The sequence below is a fragment of the Streptomyces sp. NPDC060064 genome (assembly GCF_042736455.1).
Taxonomy (GTDB): Bacteria; Actinomycetota; Actinomycetes; order Streptomycetales; family Streptomycetaceae; genus Streptomyces.
In genome coordinates, this window is record NZ_JBHWWF010000058.1 from 1 (window position 1) to 24,366 (window position 24,366).

21 protein-coding genes are annotated in these 24,366 nt (G+C 70.4%); 10 read left to right on the forward strand and 11 right to left on the reverse strand.

The genetic code is table 11. The features are described from left to right. Nucleotides 1–55: 55 nt before the first annotated feature. Nucleotides 56–1,654 carry a D-alanyl-D-alanine carboxypeptidase/D-alanyl-D-alanine-endopeptidase gene (gene dacB, locus ACFWDI_RS38050; protein WP_385311350.1) on the reverse strand — a complete coding sequence of 533 codons (1,599 nt, stop codon included), beginning with the start codon at nt 1,652–1,654 and terminating at the stop codon, nt 56–58. Nucleotides 1,655–2,193: 539 nt separating this feature from the next. Here dacB and ACFWDI_RS38055 point away from each other — a divergent pair. Next, nucleotides 2,194–2,859: a M23 family metallopeptidase gene (locus ACFWDI_RS38055; RefSeq protein ID WP_385311352.1), complete on the forward strand. Its 666-nt coding sequence runs from the start codon at nt 2,194–2,196 to the stop codon at nt 2,857–2,859. A gap of 25 nt (nt 2,860–2,884) precedes the next feature. Here ACFWDI_RS38055 and ACFWDI_RS38060 read toward each other — a convergent pair whose 3' ends face one another. Further along, nucleotides 2,885–3,445 carry a TetR/AcrR family transcriptional regulator gene (locus tag ACFWDI_RS38060; RefSeq protein WP_385311354.1) on the reverse strand — a complete coding sequence of 187 codons (561 nt, stop codon included), beginning with the start codon at nt 3,443–3,445 and terminating at the stop codon, nt 2,885–2,887. A gap of 105 nt (nt 3,446–3,550) precedes the next feature. On the opposite strand from ACFWDI_RS38060, the gene ACFWDI_RS38065 reads away from it, so the two are divergent. The 3 genes from ACFWDI_RS38065 to ACFWDI_RS38075 all read left to right on the forward strand — a co-directional run bounded on the left by ACFWDI_RS38065 (nt 3,551) and on the right by ACFWDI_RS38075 (nt 6,267). Beyond that, nucleotides 3,551–5,128 (forward strand): MDR family MFS transporter, encoded by a 1,578-nt coding sequence (locus tag ACFWDI_RS38065; RefSeq protein WP_385311356.1) that lies wholly within the window; start codon nt 3,551–3,553, stop codon nt 5,126–5,128. A gap of 227 nt (nt 5,129–5,355) precedes the next feature. Continuing rightward, on the forward strand, nt 5,356–5,760 hold the full coding sequence (locus tag ACFWDI_RS38070; RefSeq protein WP_385311406.1) for a helix-turn-helix transcriptional regulator: 405 nt from the start codon (nt 5,356–5,358) through the stop codon (nt 5,758–5,760). 60 nt (nt 5,761–5,820) lie between these two features. Next, nucleotides 5,821–6,267, forward strand: coding sequence for a VOC family protein (locus ACFWDI_RS38075; RefSeq protein ID WP_385311359.1), 447 nt, complete (start codon nt 5,821–5,823; stop codon nt 6,265–6,267). Between the two features lie 64 nt (nt 6,268–6,331). On the opposite strand, the gene cseC is transcribed toward ACFWDI_RS38075, so the two are convergent. The 5 genes from cseC to ACFWDI_RS38100 all read right to left on the reverse strand — a co-directional run bounded on the left by cseC (nt 6,332) and on the right by ACFWDI_RS38100 (nt 10,719). Continuing rightward, a complete protein-coding gene (gene cseC, locus ACFWDI_RS38080) occupies nt 6,332–7,660 on the reverse strand; it encodes a two-component system sensor histidine kinase CseC (RefSeq protein ID WP_385311362.1) in 1,329 nt (442 codons plus the stop codon). After that, entirely contained in the window at nt 7,657–8,361 is a 705-nt protein-coding gene (gene cseB / locus ACFWDI_RS38085; protein WP_385311364.1) for a two-component system response regulator CseB, read from the reverse strand. The genes cseC and cseB overlap by 4 nt, the downstream gene beginning before the upstream one ends. Before the next feature lie 12 nt (nt 8,362–8,373). After that, complete coding sequence (locus ACFWDI_RS38090; RefSeq protein ID WP_385311366.1) at nt 8,374–9,045, reverse strand: hypothetical protein; 672 nt, start codon at nt 9,043–9,045, stop codon at nt 8,374–8,376. Continuing rightward, nucleotides 9,033–9,599 (reverse strand): SigE family RNA polymerase sigma factor, encoded by a 567-nt coding sequence (locus ACFWDI_RS38095; protein WP_385311368.1) that lies wholly within the window; start codon nt 9,597–9,599, stop codon nt 9,033–9,035. The genes ACFWDI_RS38090 and ACFWDI_RS38095 overlap by 13 nt, the downstream gene beginning before the upstream one ends. Nucleotides 9,600–9,804: 205 nt before the next feature. Beyond that, nucleotides 9,805–10,719 (reverse strand): A/G-specific adenine glycosylase, encoded by a 915-nt coding sequence (locus ACFWDI_RS38100; RefSeq protein WP_385311370.1) that lies wholly within the window; start codon nt 10,717–10,719, stop codon nt 9,805–9,807. A 301-nt stretch (nt 10,720–11,020) separates the two neighbouring features. On the opposite strand from ACFWDI_RS38100, the gene ACFWDI_RS38105 reads away from it, so the two are divergent. Further along, entirely contained in the window at nt 11,021–11,815 is a 795-nt protein-coding gene (locus ACFWDI_RS38105) for a hypothetical protein (protein ID WP_385311372.1), read from the forward strand. Between the two features lie 84 nt (nt 11,816–11,899). On the opposite strand, the gene disA is transcribed toward ACFWDI_RS38105, so the two are convergent. Then, entirely contained in the window at nt 11,900–13,024 is a 1,125-nt protein-coding gene (disA, locus tag ACFWDI_RS38110; RefSeq protein ID WP_327325307.1) for a DNA integrity scanning diadenylate cyclase DisA, read from the reverse strand. A gap of 44 nt (nt 13,025–13,068) precedes the next feature. After that, nucleotides 13,069–14,523: a DNA repair protein RadA gene (gene radA / locus ACFWDI_RS38115; RefSeq protein ID WP_385311374.1), complete on the reverse strand. Its 1,455-nt coding sequence runs from the start codon at nt 14,521–14,523 to the stop codon at nt 13,069–13,071. A 168-nt stretch (nt 14,524–14,691) separates the two neighbouring features. Here radA and ACFWDI_RS38120 point away from each other — a divergent pair, with 168 nt between their 5' ends. Beyond that, nucleotides 14,692–16,380, forward strand: a complete 1,689-nt coding sequence (locus ACFWDI_RS38120) for a hypothetical protein (protein ID WP_385311376.1) — start codon at nt 14,692–14,694, stop codon at nt 16,378–16,380. 411 nt (nt 16,381–16,791) lie between these two features. Here ACFWDI_RS38120 and ACFWDI_RS38125 read toward each other — a convergent pair whose 3' ends face one another. Beyond that, nucleotides 16,792–17,601, reverse strand: a complete 810-nt coding sequence (locus ACFWDI_RS38125) for a hypothetical protein (protein WP_385311378.1) — start codon at nt 17,599–17,601, stop codon at nt 16,792–16,794. A gap of 40 nt (nt 17,602–17,641) precedes the next feature. Between ACFWDI_RS38125 and ACFWDI_RS38130 the strand changes: the two genes are divergently transcribed. From ACFWDI_RS38130 to ilvD, 4 genes are all read left to right on the forward strand, one after another. Next, nucleotides 17,642–18,616, forward strand: coding sequence for a Ppx/GppA family phosphatase (locus ACFWDI_RS38130; protein ID WP_385311380.1), 975 nt, complete (start codon nt 17,642–17,644; stop codon nt 18,614–18,616). 23 nt (nt 18,617–18,639) lie between these two features. Continuing rightward, nucleotides 18,640–19,467, forward strand: coding sequence for a sugar phosphate isomerase/epimerase (locus ACFWDI_RS38135; RefSeq protein WP_327325312.1), 828 nt, complete (start codon nt 18,640–18,642; stop codon nt 19,465–19,467). After that, a complete protein-coding gene (locus ACFWDI_RS38140) occupies nt 19,464–20,078 on the forward strand; it encodes a TetR family transcriptional regulator (protein ID WP_327325313.1) in 615 nt (204 codons plus the stop codon). The genes ACFWDI_RS38135 and ACFWDI_RS38140 overlap by 4 nt, the downstream gene beginning before the upstream one ends. Before the next feature lie 93 nt (nt 20,079–20,171). After that, nucleotides 20,172–22,022 (forward strand): dihydroxy-acid dehydratase, encoded by a 1,851-nt coding sequence (gene ilvD, locus ACFWDI_RS38145; RefSeq protein WP_385311383.1) that lies wholly within the window; start codon nt 20,172–20,174, stop codon nt 22,020–22,022. Between the two features lie 93 nt (nt 22,023–22,115). Here ilvD and ACFWDI_RS38150 read toward each other — a convergent pair whose 3' ends face one another. Continuing rightward, nucleotides 22,116–24,260, reverse strand: a complete 2,145-nt coding sequence (locus ACFWDI_RS38150; protein WP_385311384.1) for a PQQ-binding-like beta-propeller repeat protein — start codon at nt 24,258–24,260, stop codon at nt 22,116–22,118. Nucleotides 24,261–24,366: the final 106 nt, after the last annotated feature.

Consider the following 24,366-nt stretch of genomic DNA (forward strand, 5'->3'; position numbering starts at 1 on the left):
CCGTACGACTCGTACGGTCCGGGGCAGCCCCATTTTCCGGTCGTCCGGCTGCCGTTCAGCAGAACTTCGGCTTCTGCCAGGAGCATTCGAGGTCGGCCGCCGGCTCGGTGCTGCGCGCGGCCTTCGGCGGTACGGCGGTGATGGTGCCGTGTGCCGTGTCGGACGAGGCGAGCGTGACGACGATCGCGTCCTCGATGCTCTTCACCGAAGAGGCCAGGTAGTTGTTGAGGACGACGCTGTAGACCAGCTCACGCCCGCCCGCATCGGTGACGTAACCGGAGAGAGCTGACGCACCCGTCAAGGACCCTGTCTTGCCACGGGCGTTGAGGGCCGCCGGCGTTGCGCACATCCGGGAGCGGAGGGTGCCGCCCATGGCGCGGTCCCGGTTGCAGGCCACCGGCAGGGACGCGTACCAGTCGGCGTACCAGGAGGCGTCCCGTACGGACAGCAGAAGCGTTTCGAGTTGCTCGGCCGGGAAGAGGTTCATCCGGGTCAGGCCCGAGCCGTCGAGCTGGCGGACGGTGGAGGTCTTCACGCCCTGCTTCTGCAAGTAGCCGCTGATGGCCGCCAGTCCGGCGTCCCAGGTGCCGCGGCCCGATGTCTCGTAGCCGATCGTCTTGGTCAGCGTCTCGGCGTGCATGTTGTTGGAGAGCTTCATGAACGGGAGCATCAGCTCTTTGAGCGGCATGGAGTTGTGCGAGGCGAGAGGCTTGGCGCGGGGCGGGGTGGGGCGGCCCAGGCGGGGGCTGCCGGTGACGCGTACGCCGTGCCGGCCGAGCGCGTCGGAGAAGACGGCGGCGGCATAGCCGGTCGGCTCCCAGACGGTCACCCACTCCTTGGTGGCGCTCGCGCCGACGGGGATGTTCCCGCTGACGGTGATGGTGTTGGTCCCGTGCTCCCGCTCGACGGTGAGGGTGTCGCTCTGCCCGGAGGGGACGGTGGTTCCACGGATGTCGAGGTGTATGTAGTCGGTGGGCGGGGTGAGCTTCACACGCGGCTTGTCACCGGCCTTGGTCCCGGGAGTGGCCTCGACGACGACCGTGCCGGAGTCGTAGTCGGTGTCGGGCGCGACGGTGAGCGGCGAGATCTGCGCGGAGTAGTACGAGGATTCGTCGTCGGCGGCCCAGGAACGGCCCAGGCGCTGGGTGTCGAAGCGGGTGTCGTCGGCGACGAGGCGGCCGGTCACGCGTGTGATGCCCGAAGCGGCGAGATCGGCGGCGAGCTGGTCGTAGTCCTTGGCGAGGGTGGTGGGGTCGCCGCCGCCGCGCAGATAGAGGTCGCCGCGGAGGACGGAACCGTGGCGGCTGCCGGTGGACAGGACGTCGGTACGGAAGCGGTGGTCGGGGCCGAGCAGCGCCATGGCGGCGGTGGAGGTGGCGAGTTTGGTGTTGGAGGCGGGCATCAGACGGTCGGTGCCGTCCCGTTGGTAGAGCCGCTCCCCGGTGGCGGCGTCGGCGATCACCACGCTCGCGGCTCCGCCGTCCATACGGGCGTCCATGAGGATTCTGTCGATGGCGCCCTTGAGTCCGGTGTCGGAGGGGCCCGCCCCGGCGGGCGCGCTCCAGGTGAGTGTGCAGACGAGCCCGATGACGGCGGCCCAGATCCAGCCGTGGCGCTTCAGGCGCCGGTCAGTGCGAATCACGGGTCTACTCATGGCACAGGAGCATCCCGGAGGGCTGTGCGGGCGGGAAGGACGCAGATCGGCCGTGTGAGTCCGGCTTACAGGTGCCGATTTCGGGGCGAATAGGGCATATGTGACCTGGGTGTTGGTGTGTCGTGGGCAACATCCCCGGGCCCCGGTCGGCTCCGGGCTCGTGACAAGGCACACACGCCCATCCGGCTCTACTAGCCGGAATAGGAGTACTGCTCGACCCCTGTCGGGGGCCTTCGGTCCGGGGTGCGGCGGGGCCTTTGGGTCGGGGGTGGGGGAATGGTGCTCATTCAGGCCTGACGTCGGTCCCCCCTGGGCCCCTGTATGGGGTTAAACCTCTTCCTCCGGGGATATTTCGACTGCTCTACGGCGGGGTTCCCGATCCATCCCGGAAGGTGTCAAGAGTCTGATTTGCGACGCTATGGCTACGACGCAATGTCGTAGATGGGGGGTTTGAGCGGAAGTGGACGTATCGGCTACCAAGGGATGGCCAGCCCGGTGCGAGTGCGCCGGGTCCGTTCATGCCCGGAGGTTCACCCCGTATGTCGAAGCGCGTCGTCAACCACCGTCTCCGCCCGTCCGTGCTCCGTACCCGTGGTGCCGTCGTGGCCGCCGGAATCGGCGCCGTGATGGTCGTCGGAGCCGGTGCGGGTGTCGCCTCCGCCGATGCGGGCAAGACGGCAGTCGCGAATCCCGCCACTGCCGTGGCCGCCCAGGCCAACACGCAGGTGAAGGCCGTGAAGGCCGCCGCGGTGAAGGCCGGCAAGGCCAAGCCCGCCAAGAAGGCCGTCGCCTGGGTCAAGCCCGTCACCGGTTACACGCTGTCCGCGAGCTTCAACCAGGGCGGCGCCATGTGGTCGCACAAGCACTCCGGCCAGGACTTCGCCGTCCCCGTCGGCACCCAGGTCAAGGCCGCCCACGGCGGTGTCGTCGTAAAGGCCGGCCCGAACGGCGGCGGCGACGGTTCCGCGTACGGCAACGCCATAGTGATCGAGCACGCCAACGGCCAGTACTCGCAGTACGCCCACCTGTCGAAGATCGACGTCGGCGTCGGCCAGACGGTGAAGACGGGCCAGGACATCGCCCGGTCCGGCAACACCGGCAACTCGTCCGGCCCGCACCTGCACTTCGAGATCCGTACGACCCCGAACTACGGCTCCGCGGTCAACCCGGTGGCCTTCCTGCGTGCTGCGGGCGTCACCGTCTGACGCACCGCACCTGTAGTACCCGGCGTCAGCCTGTGACGCCGTGAGCCTGGCTCACCAGATCGATGGCGACCTCGAGGACGGCCTTGCGCTTGGCCTCCGGGTCGCCTTCGACGTCCTTGAGCACGAACATTCCGGCGTGCATCGTGAAGAGCGCGCTGATGCAGCGGACCTGGTCGGACAGGGCCGCCTCCGGGTCCTTGATGAGCTCGAGCATCGCCATCATGCGGTCCTTGAAGGTCTCGCCGATGCTCAGATCGCGCATCGTCGCCTGGTTCTCCTGCATGAAGCGGAAGAGCGGGGCCGCGCCGACGAGGGCCTCGCTGTAGCGACGCAGGATCTCCTGCTTCGTCTCCAGGGTGTGCGGCTGCGTCTGCGCCCACTCGATCAGCTCGTCCATCGGCCTGGTGAGGTCCTGGAAGAGGCTGATCAGGATGTCTTCCTTGGTCTTGAAGTGGTAGTACAGGGCCGCCTTGGTGACCTCGAGGGTCTCGGCGATCTCGCGCAGCGACGTCTTCTCGTAGCCCTGCTCGGCGAAGAGCTCCAGGGCCACGTCCTGGATGCGCTGGCGGGTGTTGCCTCTGGCCATGGGCACTCCTGAGAAAACTTACTTGACGCCCGGCTAGTTACGGGGCTACCTTCCCCAGTGTAGTCAACTAGCCGGGCGGCAAGTAAGTGTCGGGGAGTGGGAACGATGGCCGGTAGAGCGAACGTCGAGAAACAGCAGGGCGCTGAGTCACAGCCGCAGCCGCGCAGTGTGCGGGTCGTGATCCTCGCGCTCATGATCGCGATGCTGCTGGCCATGCTCGACAACATGATCGTCGGAACCGCGATGCCGACCATTGTCGGCGATCTCGGCGGGCTCGAGCATCTGTCCTGGGTGGTGACTGCGTACACCCTGGCCACTGCCGCCTCCACCCCGATCTGGGGGAAGCTCGGCGACATGTACGGGCGGAAGGGCATCTTCCTCACCTCCATAGTGATCTTCCTGATCGGCTCGGTACTGAGCGGCATGGCCCAGGACATGGGGCAGCTGATCGGCTTCCGCGCCGTCCAGGGACTGGGCGCGGGCGGCCTGATGGTCGGCGTTATGGCGATCATCGGAGATCTCGTACCGCCGCGGGAGCGCGGCAAGTACCAGGGCATGATGGCCGCCGTGATGGCCATCGCCATGATCGGCGGACCGCTGGTCGGCGGAACCATCACCGACCACCTCGGCTGGCGCTGGAGCTTCTACATCAACCTGCCGCTGGGCGCCGTCGCGCTCGCGATGGTCACTGCCGTGCTCCACCTGCCGAAGAAGCGGACCGACGCGCGGATCGACTATCTGGGCGCCGGGCTGCTGACCGTGGGCATCACCTCGATCGTGCTGGTCACGACCTGGGGCGGCACGGAGTACGACTGGGATTCGGCCGTGATCATGGAGCTGATCGCGATCGGCGTGGCCGCGCTCACCGGCTTTGTCTTCTCCCAGACGAAGGTCGCCGAGCCGATCATTCCGCTGCACATCTTCCGCAGTCGCAACTTCACTCTCATGTCGGTGATCGGCTTCCTGGCCGGCTTCGTGATGTTCGGCGCGGTGCTCTTCCTGCCGCTGTTCCAGCAGTCCGTACAGGGTGCTTCGGCGACCAACTCCGGGCTGCTCCTGCTGCCCATGCTGCTCTCGATGCTCGTTGTCTCGATGATCGCGGGCCGGGTCACCACCAGCACCGGCAAGTACCGGATCTTCCCGATCATCGGCGCCGGGCTGATGATGTCGGGCCTGTTCCTGCTCTCCACCATGGACACCGAGACCTCGCGGCTGAGCTCCGGGATCTACATGGCGGTGCTCGGCGCCGGCATGGGCTTCCTGATGCAGATCACCATGCTGGTCGCGCAGAACAGCGTCGAGCTGAAGGACATGGGCGTCGCCTCCTCCGGAGCCACCCTCTTCCGTACGCTCGGCAGCTCCTTCGGCGTCGCCATCATGGGCGCGCTCTTCACCGGCCGGGTCCAGGACGAGATGGCGGCCCGGGGCGGATCGCAGATCACGGCGCGCTCCGCGCAGCTGGACGCCGCGAGCCTGGCGAAGCTGCCGGACCAGGTGCGTGAGGCGTACGAGTCAGCGGTGGCGTCCGGCACTCACGCGGCCTTCCTGCTGGGGGCGGCGGTCGCGGTGATCGGCTTCGTCGCGGCCTTCTTCGTCAAGGAGGTGCCGCTGCGCGGCGCGGGACCGGCGCCCGTGGAGGACGCTTCCGGCGCCGCCAAGGACAAGGTGGCGGAGTCCGTCTGATCGGCACGGTCCGACCCGCACCGCACTGACCCCTCGCGGTTCGACCCTCGGTCCGACTCTCGCGATTCGTACCGCTTCCCCGGCCGACGGCCCCCGGTGTGCACACCCGCTGTGCACACCGGGGGCCGTTGTCAGTGGTGCGTGCCAGCATCGGGTGTGTGGAGAGCACCACTGCGGCGTCGGCGCGCCTCGCCCGTCTGCGGCAGCTGCGCCTCGCCAAGGACGCCATGGACCGCGACTGGGCCGAGCCGCTCGACCTGGACGCGGTGGCCGCCCATGCCGGTTACTCGCGCTACCACTTCGTACGCACCTTCAAAGCGGTGTACGGGCGGACGCCCGGCCAGTACCTGTCGCGCAGACGGATAGAGCGGGCCGAGGAGCTGCTGCGTTCGGCGAATCTGTCCGTCACCGAGATCTGCACGCTGGTCGGGTTCAGCAGCCTCGGCACCTTCTCGACCCGGTTCAAGAAGCAGACCGGGCTGACCCCGAGCGAGTACCGCGCCAGGCATGTGGGACAAGGAGCCGCGCTCATACCGGGGTGCTACGCCCTGCTGTGGGCGGGCGGCTTTCCCGGGAAGCAGCCCGGCGAGGAGAGCCGGGGCAAGCAGCGCAATTCTGAAGAAGCCCGCTGACCGGGCCGCTGCCTACGGTGACAGGGCACGCAGGGCACACCGCACTCCGAGGAGCACCTCATGATCAAGGGTCTTGCCATTTCCACCGTCTGGGTCCTGGACCAGGACCGGGCGAAGGAGTTCTACACCGAGAAGCTCGGTCTCGAGGTCCGCACCGACATGACCCTCGGGGACGGCGGGATGCGCTGGTTGACTGTCGGCGCCAAGGACCAGCCGGATGTGCAGCTGACGCTGATGGTGCCGGGCGCGCCGGCGATGGACCCGGAGGCGGCCGAGGCGATGAAGACGCTCATCAGCAAGGGGGTCATGGGCGCCGGGGTGCTGGCCACCGACGACGTCCACGGGGACTACGAGAAGCTCAAGGCGCGCGGCGTGGAGTTCCTCCAGCCGCCGCGGGAGCGTCCGTACGGCACGGAGGCGATCCTGCGTGACGACTCGGGCAACTGGTACTCCTTCACCCAGCAGCGCGAGGGCGGGCTCGACCTCGACAAGGACTGGTCCTGCTAGTCCGGCAGTGGTCTGGTCCCCGGCAGTGGTCTGGTCCCCGGGCGGGGCCTGGTCCAGTAGCGGCCTAGTCCGGCAGCTGCATCATCGGGAAGCTGCCGGTGTTGGTCGGGGCGTGCTCGGGCAGCCAGAGCACCGCGATCGCACCGCCGGACTGGCCCAGCGGCGTCTCGGTGCCTTCCGGTGCGGCGTTGCGGAAGGTCAGCCGGGCGCCGAGGACGCGGGCCTGGCCCGCCGCGATCGTCAGACCCAGGCCGTGGCCGGTGCCCGCGCGGTCGCTGGCGCCCGTACGGAAGCGGCTCGGGCCCTCGCGCAGCAGCTCCTCGGGGAAGCCGCGGCCGTGGTCCCGGACCCGCACCACGCGGCCCTCGACCGTGACCTCGATCGGCGCCCCGCCGTACTTGGCGGCGTTGGCCAGCAGATTGAAAAGGATCCGCTCGAGCCGCCGCGGATCGGTGCTGACCCACGACTCGTGCACAACCCGGACCATCACATCGGGGTTCAGCAGCGCGATCCGGCGGCTGACGAACTCCCCGAGCGCGATCTCCTGAAGCTCGGCCCGCTCCGACGCGCTGTCGAGCCTGGCCACCTCCAGTACGTCCTCGACGAGCGTGCGCATGGCCTGCGCCCGGTCCCGTACGAGCTCACTGGGACGGCCCGGCGGCAGCAGCTCGGCCGCCGTGAGCAGCCCCGTCACCGGAGTGCGCAGCTCGTGCGCGATATCCGCGGTGACGCGGCGCTCCGCCTCGATGCGCTCGTTCAGCGCGTCGGTCAGCGCGTCGACGGCGCGGGCGAGGTCGTCGGTCTCGTCGCGTACGACACCACTGATGGCGTGCCTGACCCGTACGTCCGTATTGCCCTGCGCGACATTGCGGGCGGCTGCGGCGGCCTTGCGCAGTCGGCGCGAGAGCTGTCCGCCGATCAGCACGCCGAGCGCGCAGCCGCCGAACACCACCGAGACCGAGCCGATGATCAGCGCCCGGTCGAGGTCCTTCATCACGGTGGCGCTGCGGCCGGCGAGCTGGCTGTGCAGGGAGAGGACGTCGCCGTTGGCCAGCGGCACGGCCGCCCAGATGTCGGGCGTGCCGCCGTGGTTCTCCGCCACATAGCTGCCGCGCCGCTTCTCGCGCATCAGCTTCTGCAGGTCCCTGGGCAGCGAGGGGTCGTTGATCTTGGCGTTGAAGCGCGAGCGCGGGTCCTTGTTCTTGGACGTCTCGTACCAGCGCTGCGCGAGGAGCACCCGGTCCATCTGGACATCGCGCGCGTTGGACAGCATCGAGACCCGCGCGGCGTTGTGCACGACAAGGCTCAGCGCCAGGGCGATCAGCGCGCCGACGGCCGCGATCGCGATGCTGATCTTCCAGCGGACGCCGGTGCGCAGTACGAGCCGCTTCATGCCTTGAGCTTGTATCCGAAGCCGCGGACCGTTTCGATCCGGTCCTGCCCGATCTTGGTGCGCAGCCGCTGGACATGGACGTCCACGACCCGGGTGTCACCGCCCCAGCCGTAGTCCCAGACCCGCTCCAGCAGCTTGTCGCGCGAGAGCACGGTGCCCGGCGTGGAGGAGAACTCCAGCAGCAGCCGCATCTCGGTCGGCGTCAGGGCCACCGGCTCACCGGCCTTGCGCACCTCCATGCCCTCCGTGTCGATCTCCAGGTCACCGAAGGACAGCGCGCCCTGCTCCTGCTGCCCGGCGGGGTCGGACTCGCCGCCCGCCGGTCCGCCCGCGTGCCCGAAGCGGCGCAGAACCGCGCGGATACGGGCCACCAGCACAGCGCCGTCGAAGGGCTTCGTCACGTAGTCGTCGGCGCCGGCCTCCAGGCCGAGCACCACGTCGATTGAGTCGGCACGCGCCGACAGCATGATCACGGGCACGGTCGACTCGTCCCGGATACGGCGGCACAGGCTCACCCCGTCCAGACCCGGCACCATCACATCGAGCAGCGCTATGTCCGGCCGGTTCGCGCGGAATGCCTCCAGGCCGAGCAGCCCGTTGGGCATCGCGGTCACCACGAAGCCGTCACGCTCCAGCGCGAGCTGGGTCGCCTCACGGATGACGTCGTCGTCCTCGACGAACAGGACATGGGTCTCGGCCATCCTGCTGGTGCCTCAGTTCTCGCTCGTTGGGGCTGCGTCCGGTGCGGCCGGCTCGCCCGCACCGACTGCTTTGCTGAAATCGTTGCGTACCCAGTACTGCTGGGTGAACTTGCCGCCCGACCAGCGCCAGGTGGTCACTTCCTCGCCGGACGGCCCGGTCACGGAGTCACCCTTGGTGTACACCTGCTTGGTCACCACCAGGTCGCCCCGGTCGATCGCGGAGTACACCGCCGGTTCCTCGGCGGCAAAGACATTCTCGTACTTGTCGCCGTTCTCGCGGTACACGTACGTGCCCATGCCGACCGCATCACCGCACGTCAGCACATTGACGACGACATCGGGCGAGGTCCCGCCGGTGAGGTTCCCGTACGAGGTGTCCACAGGGTACGAGTTCCGGCCGCACGGTTTGAGATCGGCCTTGACCCGCTCGCTGACCTTCGGGTCGCTCAAGATCAGCTTCACCGCATTGACGCTCTGGGACTTCCGCGCGGTGCTGCTGGAGGGCGTGACCGGGGAGGGGGTGGCCTTGTCCGCCGTATCGGCATGGGCCGAGCCCTCGTCCTGCACTCCGGCGCCCCCTGTGGAGCAGGCGACGGTGAACAGGCCGACGGCGGCGAGCCCGGCCACCGCCGCGCCGCTCGCCGCTCGTGTCCTGATGCCGCCTCCGCCTGTCAGGCCGCGCACCGCTCCTGCCCCCGTTCGTCACGCTCACGCCGTCCTTCGGCACACTCAAGGGCACGGGCATCCAGATCCCGGCTCTCCAGCTCCTGGCGGAGCCGGGCGAGTGCCCGGTGCAGCGTGCTCTTCACCGTACCGGCCGACATACCGAGTGCGGCAGCAGTCTCTTCCGTGCTCATCTGCTCCCAGTGTCGCAGCACCACGACACTGCGCTGCTTGGGCGCCAGCACCTTCAGAATGTCCATCAGCAGGGCGCGGTCCGCGCGCTGCTCACTTCCGTCCTCGACACTCGCGTCGGGCAGCTGCTCGGTCGGGACCTCCTCGAGCTTGCGGGCGCGCCACCACTCCGTACGCGTATTGATCATCACGCGGCGCAGGTACGCGTCGGCGAGCGACTTGTCCGCGATGCCGTCCCAGCGGCCGTACGTACGGACCAGAGCGGTCTGCAGCAGGTCCTGCGCGTCGATCGGGTCGGGGACGAGACGCCGGGCGCTGCGCAGCAGCGCCTCCTGCCGAGTGCGTACGTACTCTTCGAATTCGAGCACCTCGCCGTGCGCCATTCCAACCGCCTCCGTCCCCGTGACAAGCATTGCCCTTGCCCTACGTCCCAAGAAGCTACGGAGGACTTGTCACGGCACTGTGCGGAGCAGCCGTCGGCGGGCGCACGGCCGTCCATCGGTTGTGTAACAGCGGATGTTTCAGGTGTGGTTCGGGTGGGAAACGGCATCGGGGCCGGATGCGGACCGGGTGCGGCCCGGCGTGGGTTCAGCCGAGAGGGAGGCGGTAGACACCGTCCTCCAGGGGCTCGACGAGGCCGTCGGCGACCAGTCCGTCCAGCGCCCGCGCCCGCTGCACCGGCTCGTGCCAGACCGCGTCCAGCGCCGCCTGGTCGACCGGCGCCACCGCCTCACGCAGTACGGCGAGGAGCTTGCCGCGCACCTGACGGTCGGTGCCCGCGTACGTCTGGCCGCGGCGCGCCGGACCTTCGTACGCGGGTTTCCCGGCCAGCCGCCAGGCGCACCGTCCGGCGATCGGGCAGCGCGCGCAGTCCTCGTTCTTCGCGGTGCACACCAGCGCGCCCAGCTCCATGGAGGCCGCCGCCCAGCGGGCCGCGGTCGCCTCCTCCTCCGGGAGCAGCGCGCGGGCCAGCTTGCGCTCGGCCGCTGTCGTCGCGGTCGGCGGGTACTGGATGCCGGTCGCGGCGCGGGCGAAGACCCGCCGGACATTGGTGTCGAGGACGGCATGCCGCTGCCCGTACGCGAAGGAGGCCACCGCGGCCGCCGTGTACTCACCGATGCCGGGCAGCGAGAGCAACTGCCCGTGGTCGCTGGGTACATCGCCGCCGTGCCGCTCCGTTATCGCCTGCGCGGCCCCGTGCAGCCGCAGCGCGCGCCGCGGATAGCCGAGCCGGCCCCAGGCGCGGACGGCCTCGCCGGGCGCCTCGGCCGCGAGATCGGCGGGGCGCGGCCAGCGGGCCAGCCACTGCTCGTACACCGGGAGCACCCGGCTGACCGGGGTCTGCTGGAGCATGAACTCGCTGACCATCACACCCCAGGCGCCGGCCTCGGGGCGGCGCCAGGGGAGATCGCGGGCGTGCTTGTCGAACCAGGCGATGACGGGGGCGTGGAGGGAAGCCGCGTCAGACACGGCGATGGCGGGGTCTGTGGTGGTGTCAGTCATGGCACTCCGATCCTGGCACGTCATGGCGATCGGACGGTGCATACGCTCCGGGAGGCCGCTGCCTGTCGGCGCCGCGGCCGGTCCGGCGAACCGGACCGCGAAGCCCGCACGGACCTGCGTTCCATGGTCACGGACCGTACCTGTCGCGCGCGGACGGTCACCCATAGCGATCGACCGGAGCACAGCTTGACGAAAGTTGGGGGCGCGGGCCGCTCCGCCCGTGATGATGATCCGTGGAACTTGCCAAGTCGGGCGGCGGGTGGGGCGGGAGTTGCCCCGGATCTCTCGTAGAGTTTGGGCCGTGGGATCTCTGCGCAATCCGATCGGGCCGCTCCCCTCCTCCATCTACTGGCGACGGAGGGCAGTCGCGGCGTCTTTGATCGCGCTCCTCGCGCTGCTGATCGCCTGGGCCCTCAGTTCCGGTGGCGGCAAGGGGAACGAGCACGACGACAGCGCCAATGGCTCGACTCCCGCGCCCTCCATCACGCCCGGGCCCGCCCAGTCCGGGCCCGCGATCAGTGAACAGCCGGGCGGGCGCGACGAGTCGGGCGACACCGGTGGCGACACCGGCAGTGGCGCGACCGGCGGTACGGACGCGGGCTCGAGCGCCGACCCGGGCAAGAACGGCGACACCGGAACGGGCGGCGCCTCCAGCGGCGGCACGGGTGGTCAGCAGGTCCCCGCAGGCTCGAGCCTCCCCGACTGCGCTCCCGGCGCGCTGAAGTTCACGCTGCGCAGCCTCAAAGTCTCGTACGAGTCGGGGGTGAAGCCCACGTTCCAGCTGGTCGCCGCCAACTCGTCGGCGACGACCTGCAAGGCGGACTTCGGGCCCAAGGCGGCGGTGCTGAAAGTCGCCGACGACAAGGACGACGAGGTGTGGTCCTCCAAGGACTGCCCGCGCACGGCGGGGAGTCTGCTGCTGAGGGTCCCGGCGGGCGCGAGCATCACGCACACCGTGGAGTGGGACCGCAGGCGGAGCGCGCCGCAGTGCGCCACGCCGCCCGCGGGGGCTGTCCCGCCCGGTACGTACCTGCTGGAGGCGGAGATCCCGGGCGTGACGGTGCTGCCGGCGTCGTTCCGCCTGGAGAAGGACTGAGCAGGGGCCGGTCCCCGTCCTCAATCACCGGACGGGCCGGACGTACCGCTCGCTGGACGTACCCCTCGCTGGACGTACCCCTCGCTAGACGTACCGCTCGAGGATCGAGGACTCGGCGAGCCGTGAAAGCCCCTCGCGCACGCTGCGGGCCCGCGCCTCGCCCACGCCGTCGACCGTCTGCAGATCGTCGACGCTGGCCGCGAGAAGCTTCTGCAGTCCGCCGAAGTGCTCGACGAGCCGCTCGATGATCGCGCCGGGCAGTCGCGGCACCTTCGCCAGCAGCCGGTAACCCCGGGGCGAGACCGCGGAGTCGAGCGTTTCGGGTGCGCCGCTGTATCCCAACGCCCGTGCGACTATGGGCAGTTCGAGCAGCTCGGCGTGGGTGAGCTCGTTCAGCTCGGTGAGCGCCTCGTCGACCGTGCGGGACCGCTTCGCGGTCGGCTCCGGCACATAGTCACGGACGACCAGCTCACGCTCAGGCTCCACGCCCGCGATCAACTCGTCGAGCTGCAGGGAGAGAAGTCGGCCGTCGGTGCCCAACTCCACCACGTACTCGGCGATCTCGGTGGCGATCCGGCGCACCATCTCCAGACGCTGCGCCACCGCCCCCACGTCCCGGACCGTCACCAGGTCCTCGATCTCGAGGGCGGAGAGCGTGCCCGCCACCTCGTCGAGTCGGAGCTTGTACCGCTCCAGGGTCGCGAGGGCCTGATTGGCGCGGGAGAGGATCGCGGCCGACTCCTCGAGTACGCGGCGCTCCCCGTCCACGTACAGCGCGATCAGCCGCATCGACTGCGATACGGAGACGACCGGGAAGCCGCACTGCCGCGATACCCGGTCCGCGGTGCGGTGGCGGGTGCCGGTCTCCTCGGTGGGGATGGACGCGTCCGGAACCAGCTGCACACCGGCCCGGTGGATCTTGCCGATGTCCTTGTCGAGGATGAGCGCGCCGTCGAGCTTGCACAGCTCGCGCAGCCGCGTTGCGGTGAACTCCACGTCCAGCACAAATCCGCCGGTACACATCGACTCGACCGTTTTGTCCATACCGAGGACGATCAGGCCGCCGGTGTTGCCGCGGAGGATCCGCTCCAGGCCGTCGCGCAGGGCGGTGCCGGGCGCGACCGCGCTCAGGGCGGCGCGGATCAGAGCTTCGTTGCCGGAGCCTCCGCCGGACTTTCCGGGTGCTGCTGCCCGGTCGTTGGCTGCCACTGCACTCCTCCGGCTCGTACGGATGGGCGAGACCAGGGCAAAGTCTACCGGCGCGTGTCGGCCTCCCGTGGGGCCTCCGGCCGCTCTCTCCTCGGAGCGACGTCTGAAGCCCCGCCGGAGGCCTTCTGCCGCCCGCGCGGGAGCACTCTCAGCGCATCCCCCATATCGGCTACTTCCGTGACCTTCATACCGGTCGGGACCTTGCCGGGATCGGACGGTACAAGCGCGTGCGTGAAGCCGAGCCGGTAGGCCTCGGCGAGCCGGCGCTGGACGCCCGTGACCCGTCTGACCTCGCCCGCAAGGCCCACTTCGCCGATCGCGACGAGGTTCTTGGGCAGTGGAGTGTCGCTGGCGGCCGAGGCCAGCGCGAGCGCGATCGCCAGGTCCGCGGCGGGTTCGGAGAGCTTCACGCCGCCGACGGTCGCGCTGTAGATGTCGCGCTTGCCGAGCGCGGTGATCCGGCCGCGCTGCTCGAGGACCGCGAGCATCATCGACACCCGTGAGGTCTCCAGGCCGGAGGTGGTGCGCCGGGGCGAAGGGACCTGAGAGTCGACGGTCAGCGCCTGCACCTCGGCGACGAGCGGGCGGCGGCCTTCCAGGGTGACCGTCAGACAGGTGCCGGGGACCGCCTCGGCACGGCGGGTGAGGAAGAGGCCCGACGGGTCGGCGAGGCCGGTGATGCCTTCGTCGTGCAGCTCGAAGCAGCCGACCTCGTCCGTCGCGCCGTAGCGGTTCTTGACACCCCGTACGAGACGAAGGCGGGCGTGCCGGTCGCCCTCGAAGGACAGCACGACGTCCACCAGATGCTCGAGCAGCCGCGGTCCGGCGATCGCACCGTCCTTGGTGACATGGCCGACCAGCAGTGTGGACATCCCGCGCTCCTTGGAGGCGCGGATCAGGGCGCCGGCGACCTCGCGGACCTGCGCCATGCCGCCCGGCGCACCGTCGATCTCCGGCGATGCGACGGTCTGTACGGAGTCGAGGATCAGCAGGGACGGCTTGACCGCGTCCAAGTGGCCGAGGACCGCGGAGAGATCGGTCTCGGCGGCGAGGTAGAGGTGGTCGTGCAGGGCGTTGATCCGGTCGGCGCGGAGGCGGACCTGGCTCGCGGACTCCTCGCCCGTGACGTACAGCGTCCGGTGGTCGTCGCTCGCGGCCTTGGCGGCGACGTCGAGCAGCAGTGTGGACTTGCCGACGCCCGGCTCGCCCGCGAGCAGCACGACCGCGCCGGGCACCAGACCGCCGCCGAGGACCCGGTCGAGCTCGTCCACGCCGGTGGAGCGGGCGGTCGCCTGCCGGCCGTCGACCTGGCCGATGGGGACGGCGGCGGTGGAGACGCGGCCGGCCGCGGTCGTACGGACAGCGGGCGCGCCGTACTCCTCGACTGTGCCCCAGGCCTGGCACTCGGGGCAGCGGCCGAGCCACTTGGCGGTCGTCCAGCCGCAGTCGGTGCAGCGGTAGGACGGCCGGTCCTTCGCGGATTTCGTACGGGCAGCCATGCGGAAACCGTAGCGGGGACCACTGACAACGCGGTCGCCGCGGTCTCTGCTCGTGACGGGGCGTCGCCATCCGGCGAACGCCGGTGGTCCACTAGGGATGGAATTAACGATTCCTGTCCCCCTTCGGGCGAACTGTTCACCCGTAAGGATTAAAAGTGTTCAAGAGGTATGAACGGGATCCGGTCGCGCGCCTACGGTCACGACGTGACGAGCAGCAGGCTGGAACCACCCACGCACACCACCGGCGCACATCGGGCGCACCGGCGCGCGCCCCGTTCGTCGGCGCAGCGCCCGCCCGCGCGCTACGAGCCGTATCTCGACGGCCTGTTCACCTACTGCCTCTCCGTGCTCTGCGACCACGACGCGGCGACGGGGCTCCTCGGCGACGTACTCGCCATCGCCGAGCGGCAGTACGGGCGCTGCCCGGCCGGCGAGGCCGAGCGGAAGGCATGGCTGTACGCGCTCGCGCGGTGGGCCTGTCTGCGCCGGCTGACCGAGCAGCGGCGCATGCGGCAGGGGACGCACACCGGACGCCCCGCGCGGCCCGCCGTCCCCGAGGAGGCCGGGCCGCGGGTCTCCGAGGAGGCCGCGGAGCGCCGCCGCAGTGAACTGTCGCTGCTGGCCTGGCCGGAGGCGGCGGGTACCACCCCGGAACAGCGCGAGGCCCTCGAACTGGCCGTACGGCACGGCCTCGGCGTGCGCCAGGTCGCCGCGGTTCTCGGCCTGGACGCTCTGGCGGCGCGCGAGCTGCTGGCCGCCGCGGCCTGTGAGGTGGAGCGCACCCGTGCCGCGCTCGCCGTGGTCGAGACCGGCAACTGCCCGGCCGTCGCCCGGCTCACCGACGACCACCGGGTGCTGCTCTCCGCCGCACTCCGCCAGGAACTGGTCCGGCACGTCGACGACTGCCCGCGCTGCCGCCGCGTTGCCGAGCGCGCCGGCGCGGGTGGGCTGTGGCCGGGGTCGGCCGTCACCCCGGCCGTGCTGCCGCTGGTCGCGGCGCCGCGGGCCGCCGCGTACGTCGCGATGCTGCACGTACCGCGCGCCCGTACGGGTGCGCCGCGCTTCGGCTCAGACGGCTTCCCGCTGGACCCGAAGGACCACGCGGCCCGGCGGGACCGGCTGCGGGCGCGGGCGGTGACCACCACGGTCGTGGCGACGGTCGTGGCGGCGCCGGTGCTCGCCCTGTGGGCGGCGTACCGGGGCGCGCCGCTGACGGGGGAGGGGCACGACGGGGTGTCGGTCACCGCAAGCGAGGCGGACCGGAGGGGTGGGCTCGACGGCGGTCCGTACGACCACTACGAGAACGCGGGCAACGCGCGTGCGGAAGCGGACACGAGGTTCACGGCGGGCAGCCGCTCGGACGTCTCGGTCGAGGTCATCAGCGCGGGCACGCCCGCGCCACCGACCCGACCCGGCGCGGCGGGCCCGGGCCGCCTCACGGTCGAGGCGCAGCCGTCCGGCGACACCACACGGATCACGCTCACGGCGTCCGGCGGCACCCCGGTGACGTGGTCGGCCTGGACGGACGCGCAGTGGCTGTACATGAGCCGCTCCTCGGGCACGCTGAGCCCGGGCGAGTCGATCACGATCTACGTCACCGTGGACCACGCACGGGAGCCGGCGGGGTCGTGGAGCGCGCGGGTGGGGGTTGACCCGTCTGGAGCGGTGGTGGAGATCGACGGCTGGGGCGCGCCGTCGCCGCCGTCTCACCCGTCGCCGCCTCCGTCGGACCCGACCCCGCCGCCTTCGACCCCGACCCCGACTCCGACCCCTTCGGACCCGACGCCGGCCCCCACCTCGCCGGACCCGTCCCCCACGGAGTCGGACTCCGCATCCGCGCCTCCGCCCTCGGGCTGAGCCCTGCTCCGTTGCTCGGTCATGGGGTTGAGGTGGGCCGGGGGCGTTGGTGGTTGCTGTCCGGTGGGTGGTTTCCTCAGTTGCTCGGTCATGTGGTGAGCGTGGGCCGGGGGCGTTGTCGGTTGCTGTTCGGTGGGTGCTTTCCTCCGGCGAGCCGCTGTACCCCCGCGGGCGGGCGATCTTGTCTCGTCGGGGTGGGGAGGTGCCGTGCAGGGTCGTCCCCACAGGGGATTGGCGGCAAAACCGGGGTCACGCACCAAGAGCCTGTACGCCGCCGACCCCGAGGAGTCGAGCCCGGAGGGGCACCGGAGCCCGCGCCGAAACAAGACCGGACGACCCCGGGCTCGGGCAACAGGACCCCGCACCCCGCCGGAGGCAACCCGCACCCCGGGCCCGGGACACAAGAACCCGTTACCTCTTCGGGTCCGCCGGGTGCGGCGCCACCAGTGGGAGCTGCGATGACAAGCGTGCCTCGCACAGCTGTGCCAGCACGTCGTACGCCTCCTTGCCCATCAGCTCCGTCAGCTCCGGGCGGTAGGTCACATACACCGGCTCCCCCGCCCCATGCGCCGAGGTCGCCGACGTGCACCACCAGTGCAGGTCGTGGCCGCCCGCGCCCCACCCCCGCCGGTCGTACTCACCGATCGAGACCTGCAGCACCTTCGTGTCGTCGGGGCGCTCGATCCAGTCGTACGTACGCCGCACCGGCAGCTGCCAGCACACGTCCGGCTTCGTCTCCAGCGGCTCCTTGCCCTCGTTCAGCGCCAGGATGTGCAGGGAGCAGCCCGCCCCGCCCGCGAACCCCGGACGGTTCTGGAAGATGCAGGAGCCCTCCCAGCGGCGCGTCTGGCGTTCGCCGTCGTTCTCGTCGGTCTGGACCCAGCCCGACTCCGTACCCACGTCGTGGAACTGCCACAGCTCCGGAGTGAGGCGGGCAACATGCTCGGCGACCCGTTTCTCGTCGTCCTCGTCCGAGAAATGCGCGCCCAGCGTGCAGCAGCCGTCGTCCGCGCGGCCCGCCTCGATGCCCTGGCAGCCGCTGCCGAAAATGCAGCTCCAGCGCGAGGTCAGCCAGGTCAGATCGCAGCGGAAGACCTGTTCGTCGTCGGTGGGGTCGGGAAACTCGACCCACGCGCGCGCGAAATCCAGACCCTTCTCGTCGCGCTTGAGCTTCTGCGGGGGCTTGGCTTTGCCCGGTTTCGCCTTTTTCGTCTTTGGCACAGCACCAGGGTATGCGTGCGACGGCAGTAGCGTTCGGTCCATGAGACTCGGAGTCCTCGACGTCGGTTCGAACACAGTGCACCTGCTGGTGGTGGATGCGCACCCCGGTGCCCGACCGCTGCCCGCCCATTCGCACAAGGCGGAGCTACGCCTCGCCGAACTTCTCAACAGGGACGGGACGATCGGACCCAAGGGGGTCGCCCGGCTGATCGAGACGATCGGGCGGGCGGTGCAGGCCGCCGAGGACCAGGGCTGCGAGCAGGTGCTGCCGTTCGCGACCTCGGCGGTACGGGACGCCGGCAACGCCGACGAGGTGCTGGCCAGGGTCAAGGCCGAGACCGGCGTGGATCTGGCCGTGCTGACCGGCGAGGAGGAGGCTCGGCTCACCTTCCTCGCCGCCCGCCGCTGGTTCGGCTGGTCCGCCGGCAGGCTGCAGGTCCTGGACATCGGCGGCGGTTCGCTGGAGATCGCGTACGGGATCGACGAGGAGCCGGACGCCGCGGTGTCGCTGCCGCTCGGCGCGGGCCGGCTGACCGCGGCAATGCTGCCCGGCGACCCGCCCGACCCCCAGGACGTGAAGGCGCTGCGCCGCCATGTGCGGACCGAAATCGCCCGTTGGGTCGGCGAGTTCCGCCGGTTCGGGAAGCCGGACCATGTCGTGGCGACGTCCAAGACCTTCAGGCAGCTGGCCCGTATCGCGGGCGCCGCGCGCTCCACCGAGGGCCTGTACGTGCAGCGGGAACTGAGTCGTAAGTCACTGCAGGAGTGGGTCCCCAAACTCGCCGCCATGACAGTCGAGCAGCGTGCCGCGCTCCCCGGCGTCTCGGAGGGCCGCGCCCGCCAGCTGCTGGCAGGGGCGCTGGTCGCGGAGGGTGCGATGGATCTGTTCGACGTCGAGACGCTCGAGATCTGCCCCTGGGCGCTGCGTGAGGGCGTGATTCTGCGTCGCCTGGACCACCTCCCGCCTCCCCTGGACCAGCTCCCGCCCCGCCTGGACCAGCTCCCGAGCCGCTAGCGCGGGCCCGTACCCTGTCTCCCGTGGCAGAACCAGTGGTGCGTATCCCGGATGCGAAAGTTGTCCTGTCGACGGCTTCCGTCTACCCGGAGTCCACGGCGACGGCCTTCGAGATTGCCGCGCGCCTGGGCTACGACGGTGTCGAGGTCATGGTCTGGACCGATCCCGTCAGCCAGGACATCGAGGCCCTGCGCCGGCTCTCCGACTACCACCAGGTGCCGATCCACGCCGTTCATGCGCCCTGTCTGCTGATCACCCAGCGGGTCTGGTCCACCGACCCCTGGGTGAAGCTCCAGCGCGCGCAGGCGGCCGCCGAGAAGCTGGGCGCGTCGACGGTCGTCGTGCACCCGCCGTTCCGCTGGCAGCGGCAGTACGCGCGTGACTTCGTGAGCGGGATCTGGCGGATGGCGAACGAGACGGACGTCCGATTCGCCGTCGAGAACATGTACCCGTGGCGCTACCGGGACCGCGAGATGCTCGCGTACGCCCCCGACTGGGACGTCACGAAGGAGGACTACCGCCACTTCACGATCGACCTTTCGCACACGGCGACGTCCCGCACCGAAACCATGGCCATGGTCGACCGGATGGGCGACCGCCTCGGCCATGTCCATCTCGCCGACGGCAAGGGGTCCGCGAAGGACGAGCACCTGGTCCCGGGCCGCGGCAACCAGCCCTGTGCCGAGCTGCTCGAGCACCTCGCCGGTACCGGCTTCGACGGCCATGTCGTCATCGAGGTCAACACCAGGCGCGCGATGTCCGCCGCCGAACGCGAAGCCGATCTGGCGGAGGCGCTCGCCTTCACCCGGCTGCATCTCGCCTCGGCCGCGTCGGGGATCAGCCGATCATGACGGGCGCTGCGGCTCCGCGGCGGCGCGGGCGCCCGGCCCGTACGGAGTCGGACGAGGGCCCCGGCGCCCGGGAGCGGATCCTCGAGGCGGCCCGTACGGAGTTCGCCGAGCGTGGCTACGACAAGACGACCGTCCGCGGTATCGCCAAGGCGGCGGGCGTCGACCCGGCCCTCGTCCACCACTACTTCGGTACGAAGGACGAGGTCTTCGCGGCCGCCATCGAGGTCTCCTTCGAGCCGGCGCTGGTCATCCCGGCGATCCTGGGACAGGGCACCGACGGCATCGGCGAGCGGCTCGCCCGCTACTTCATCGGCGTGTGGGAGAACCCGGCGACCCGGGGCCCGCTGCTGGCGATCGTCCGTTCCGCGCTCACCCACGAGGCGGCGGCCAAGGTGCTGCGCGGCTTCGTGCTGCGGCGGCTGCTCGAACGGCTGGCGGGGGACCTGGACGTACCGGATCCGAAGTTCCGGGCGGAGCTGGCGGCCTCGCACATGATCGGCATCGCGATCCTGCGGTATGTGATCAAGGTGGAGCCGCTGGCCTCGGCGGACCCGGAGGAGATCGTGGCGATGGTGGCCCCGACGCTCCAGCGGTACCTGACCGAAGCGTGAGCCGGGCGTCCCGTATAACGGACGCGCTGTCCAGATCTTGGAGTGGCGGCGTACGCTCGAATGAGTTCTACCCCTATTGAGGAGCGAGCGACGATGCCCGAGCTGAGGTCCCGCACTGTCACCCACGGCCGCAATATGGCGGGCGCCCGCGCCCTTATGCGGGCGTCGGGCGTAGCGAGCGCGGACATCGGCAAGCCGATCATCGCGGTCGCCAACTCCTTCACCGAGTTCGTGCCCGGACACACCCACCTCGCACCGGTCGGCCGGATCGTCTCGGACGCGATCCTGGCGGCGGGCGCGGTGCCGCGCGAGTTCAACACGATCGCGGTCGACGACGGCATCGCGATGGGCCATGCCGGAATGCTGTACTCGCTGCCGTCCCGCGACCTGATCGCCGACTCCGTCGAGTACATGGTCGAGGCGCACTGCGCGGACGCGCTGATCTGCATCTCCAACTGCGACAAGATCACGCCGGGCATGCTGATGGCCGCGCTGCGCCTCAACATCCCGGTCGTCTTCGTCTCCGGCGGCCCGATGGAGGCCGGCCAGGCCACGCTCGTCGACGGCACGGTCCGCAAGCTCGACCTGATCAACGCCATCGTGGACGCGGTCAACGAGAACGTCTCGGACGAGGATGTCCTTCGTATCGAGGAGAACGCCTGCCCGACCTGCGGCTCCTGTTCCGGCATGTTCACCGCCAACTCGATGAACTGCCTGACCGAGGCCATGGGCCTCTCGCTGCCGGGCAACGGCTCGGTGCTGGCCACGCACACCGCCCGCAAGGCGCTGTACGAGAACGCAGGCCGCACCGTCGTCGAGATCACCAAGCGCTACTACGAGCAGGACGACGAGTCCGTCCTGCCGCGCAATATCGCCACCCGCGCCGCCTTCGACAACGCCATGGCACTCGACATCGCCATGGGTGGCTCGACCAACACGATCCTGCACCTGCTTGCCGCCGCGCAGGAGGCCGGGCTCGACTACGACCTCAAGGACATCGACGCGGTCTCGCGCCGCGTCCCGTGTCTGGCGAAGGTCGCCCCGAACGTCGCCCCCGGCGGCACGTACTACATGGAGGATGTGCACCGCGCCGGTGGCATCCCCGCCATCCTCGGTGAGCTCTACCGCGCCGGGATGCTCGATGAGGACGTGCACAGCGTCCACTCGCCCAGCATCAAGGACTGGCTGGAAACGTGGGACGTCCGGGGTGGCTCGCCGTCCGAGACGGCCGTCGAGCTGTGGCACGCGGCGCCGGGCTGTGTGCGGTCCGCGACCGCCTTCTCGCAGTCCGAGCGCTGGGAGAGCCTGGACACGGACGCGGCCGGCGGCTGCATCCGCGACGCGGCGCACGCGTACTCCAAGGACGGCGGACTGGCCGTCCTCAAGGGGAATCTGGCGGTCGACGGCTGTGTCGTGAAGACGGCCGGTGTCGACGAGTCGATCTGGACCTTCGAGGGTCCGGCCGTCGTCTGCGAATCGCAGGAAGAGGCGGTCGACAAGATCCTCCGCAAGGAGATCAAGGAGGGCGATGTCGTCGTCATCCGCTACGAGGGCCCCAGGGGCGGCCCCGGTATGCAGGAGATGCTCTATCCGACGTCCTTCCTGAAGGGCCGAGGGCTCGGCAAGGCCTGCGCGCTGGTGACGGACGGCCGCTTCTCCGGCGGTACGTCGGGCCTGTCGATCGGTCATGCCTCGCCGGAGGCGGCCTCGGGCGGGACCATCGCGCTCGTCGAGGACGGCGACCGCATCCGTATCGACATCCCGAACCGTTCGATCGACCTCCTTGTCTCCGAGGCCGAGCTGGCCACCCGCCGCGAGGCGCTGGACGGCGTGTACGCCCCCAAATCGCGTGAGCGCAAGGTGTCGGCGGCGCTGCGGGCGTACGCGGCGATGGCGACGAGCGCGGACAAGGGCGCGGTCCGGGACGTGTCCCGACTCGGCTGACTACGGCTCAACTGTCGGCCTCACGAACAGTGGTGCTTGTCCAGTGGTGCCCGTCGCCCGAAGGGGCGGCGGGCAGCTGTCTTTCGACCTGGCTCACCATTTCGCCGGGTCCCGCGCATCGAGCGCGAAGACCGAGCCGTCCGGGGCGCCGGCAACGACCCTGCCGTCGGTGGCGACAGGAGTGGGCAGTACGGACGCGAAGGTGTAACGCCCGTCGTCCATACGGGGCTTCGACTGGCCGAGCAGCATGCCGCGGGTGGCGTCCACGGCCAGCAGCCGGCCGTCCTGGGCCGTCACATAGACCGCGCGTCCGCCGGCCGCGGGGCGCGAGAGGTGGGTGACAGAGGTCTCCAGCCGCCAGAGCTGAGCGGCCTTCGTGCCGGTGGTGGCACGGGTGTCGACGGCGAGGAGGGAGCCTCCGGAGCCGGACAGATAGACGGTGTCACCGGCCACCGCAGCCTGGGCCTGGTCGACGGGTGCGGACAGTGGAATGCGGCGGACGGTACGGGACTTGCCGGCCGTGTCGAGCCGTACGACGGCGTCCGTGAAGCCGTCGATGTTGGCGGAGAGCAGATACAGGGCGCCGCCCGCGAGCTGCACCGGGCTCAGCGACCCCTTGACGCGCTTCTCCCAGAGCAGGTCGCCACTGGTCAGGTCGACCGCGCTGACCAGCGTGGACGCCCCGTTCGTGGCGGGTGTCGCGGCGAGGGCCGGTCCGTCGTCGCCGGGGGAGGAGACCCACTGGGTGCCGCGTCCGCCGCGCTGGCGGGTCCAGCGCTCCTTGCCCGTCGTGGCGTCGACGGCCCGCACGAGTCCGCCGTCCGTCACCAGCAGCACCACATCGGCGGCGTGCCGGACGGTCGAGTACGGCGAGATGTCCAGGTCCCAGCGCACCTCGCCCGACTTCGGGTCGAGCGCCTCAAGACGGCCCCCGCCGGGCGTCACGACCTGCAGCAGCCCTCCGGAGAGCAGGGGTGTCATGCCCGCGTCGGTCTGCGTCGCGCTGCCGCCCGCCTTCGCCTCCCAGAGCATCCTGCCGTCGTTCGGGCTCAGCCGGGCGGCCTTGATCCCGGGCGCCGTGCAGTACAGCGCCGGGCCCGCGGAAGCGCAGACCGGAGTCCTGTTCTCCGCGTCCCCGCCGCGCAGCGGGACGCTCCAGGGGTGGAAGCGCTGCTCCGCGCGCGGTGAGGCGGGCGCGGATCCCGCGCTGTCGCCGTCCGCCACCGCGCGTACGGTCACGATTCCGGCCGTGACCAGTACCGCGAGCGCGGCGGCCACCCACCGGATCTTCTTGCCGCGCCAGGCCCGGGGGGCGGTCCGGATTACGGCCGCGAGGCCACGCGGCGCGCTTTCCCGGGGGTCCGGCGTCCGCTGCGCAGGTATGTAGGCCTGGGTGTCGTACGAGGCCGACGGCGAGGAGGCACGCAGCGCGATCATCAGCTCGTACGGAGTCGGCCGGTCCGCCGGGTCCTTCGCGAGGCAGCGCCGGAACAGCGGTACGAGATCCTCCGGCACACCTGCCAAGTCCGGTTCGTTGTGGACCACTTGGTACGCCACGATGTACGGGCTGTCCGAGTCGAAGGGCCCGCGTCCGGTTGCCGCGTGGACCAGCACGGCGCCCATCGCGAACACATCGGCGGCCGGTCCTACCTCGCGCGGACGCTGGAACTGCTCGGGCGCCATGAACGGCGGCGTACCGATCAGCTTGCCCGTCTCCGTACGCAGATCACTGTCCGCCGGACGGGAGATCCCGAAGTCGATGACCTTGGGCCCGTCGGGCGCCAGCAGCACATTGCTCGGCTTGAGATCGCGGTGCACCACGCCGGCACGGTGGATGTCGCGCAGCGCCTCGGCCAGTCCCGCGCCGGCCTTGCGCAGCTCCGCCGCATCCAGCGGCCCGTTCCGCTTCACGCGCTCCGCGAGCGTCGGGCCCTCGATGAACAGCGTGGCCATCCAGGGCCGTTCGGCCTCGGGGTCGGCATCGACGACGGGCGCGGTGAAGGCCCCGCTGACCCGGCGGGCAGCCGTGACCTCCTGCTGGAAACGGGCTCTGAACTCAGGATCCGAAGCATGGTCGGCATGGATGACCTTGACTGCCAGGCGCAACCCCGAGGCGGATGTGGCCAGATGGACGACCCCCATGCCGCCTGTGCCCAGGCATGCCTCGAGCCGGTACTGCCCGGCATATTCCGGATGCTCCGCTTCCGGGAACTGCCCGGTGCTGCGCAGCGGTGGCATCTCCCACCCCCGTGTCGTTCGTGCGCAAGCGCGACGCACGGAGCCTAGTCGATGATGCGTGCGATGCAGGGGGCGCTTGCTAGCCTGCGCGGCGTACAGAGAGCAC

Bases quoted from the DNA above. Each gene is read 5' to 3' on its own strand.
- dacB (WP_385311350.1), bottom strand. From the start codon at position 1,654: ATGAGTAGACCCGTGATTCGCACTGACCGGCGCCTGAAGCGCCACGGC.
- ACFWDI_RS38055 (WP_385311352.1), top strand. From the start codon at position 2,194: ATGTCGAAGCGCGTCGTCAACCACCGTCTCCGCCCGTCCGTGCTCCGT.
- ACFWDI_RS38060 (WP_385311354.1), bottom strand. From the start codon at position 3,445: ATGGCCAGAGGCAACACCCGCCAGCGCATCCAGGACGTGGCCCTGGAG.
- ACFWDI_RS38065 (WP_385311356.1), top strand. From the start codon at position 3,551: ATGGCCGGTAGAGCGAACGTCGAGAAACAGCAGGGCGCTGAGTCACAG.
- ACFWDI_RS38070 (WP_385311406.1), top strand. From the start codon at position 5,356: ATGGACCGCGACTGGGCCGAGCCGCTCGACCTGGACGCGGTGGCCGCC.
- ACFWDI_RS38075 (WP_385311359.1), top strand. From the start codon at position 5,821: ATGATCAAGGGTCTTGCCATTTCCACCGTCTGGGTCCTGGACCAGGAC.
- cseC (WP_385311362.1), bottom strand. From the start codon at position 7,660: ATGAAGCGGCTCGTACTGCGCACCGGCGTCCGCTGGAAGATCAGCATC.
- cseB (WP_385311364.1), bottom strand. From the start codon at position 8,361: ATGGCCGAGACCCATGTCCTGTTCGTCGAGGACGACGACGTCATCCGT.
- ACFWDI_RS38095 (WP_385311368.1), bottom strand. From the start codon at position 9,599: ATGGCGCACGGCGAGGTGCTCGAATTCGAAGAGTACGTACGCACTCGG.
- ACFWDI_RS38100 (WP_385311370.1), bottom strand. From the start codon at position 10,719: ATGACTGACACCACCACAGACCCCGCCATCGCCGTGTCTGACGCGGCT.
- radA (WP_385311374.1), bottom strand. From the start codon at position 14,523: ATGGCTGCCCGTACGAAATCCGCGAAGGACCGGCCGTCCTACCGCTGC.
- ACFWDI_RS38120 (WP_385311376.1), top strand. From the start codon at position 14,692: ATGAACGGGATCCGGTCGCGCGCCTACGGTCACGACGTGACGAGCAGC.
- ACFWDI_RS38130 (WP_385311380.1), top strand. From the start codon at position 17,642: ATGAGACTCGGAGTCCTCGACGTCGGTTCGAACACAGTGCACCTGCTG.
- ACFWDI_RS38140 (WP_327325313.1), top strand. From the start codon at position 19,464: ATGACGGGCGCTGCGGCTCCGCGGCGGCGCGGGCGCCCGGCCCGTACG.
- ilvD (WP_385311383.1), top strand. From the start codon at position 20,172: ATGCCCGAGCTGAGGTCCCGCACTGTCACCCACGGCCGCAATATGGCG.
- ACFWDI_RS38150 (WP_385311384.1), bottom strand. From the start codon at position 24,260: ATGCCACCGCTGCGCAGCACCGGGCAGTTCCCGGAAGCGGAGCATCCG.